This window comes from Bacillus cereus group sp. BfR-BA-01355, assembly GCF_022663675.1.
GTDB lineage: Bacteria > Bacillota > Bacilli > Bacillales > Bacillaceae_G > Bacillus_A > Bacillus_A thuringiensis_S.
Map to the genome: position 1 here is coordinate 1 of NZ_JAKUFY010000440.1, position 234 is coordinate 234.

Here is a 234-nt window from a genome sequence, read left to right on the forward strand (position 1 = left end):
GCATCGGTAAAAAAGGAATGAAAGCACTTGCTACTAACACGCTAAACACATTACCGAAGTTAGAGCTAGCTGTCATCTTAATATATTTTAAAATATTTCCGAATGTAGTACGTCCTTCTAAAATACCTGCTTCTAATATAGTTAAACTTTTTTCGAGTAGAATAATATCGGAAGCTTCTTTCGCAATATCAGTAGCAGTATTAACAGATATTCCGACATCAGCTTCACGTAATG

General features: G+C 34.2%; 1 protein-coding gene. It reads right to left on the bottom strand.

What is annotated here, in order from left to right; translation table 11 throughout:
- Nucleotides 1-234, bottom strand: a 234-nt coding sequence (locus MR167_RS32395; RefSeq protein WP_242316302.1) for a hypothetical protein, incomplete at both ends; no start/stop codon positions are given.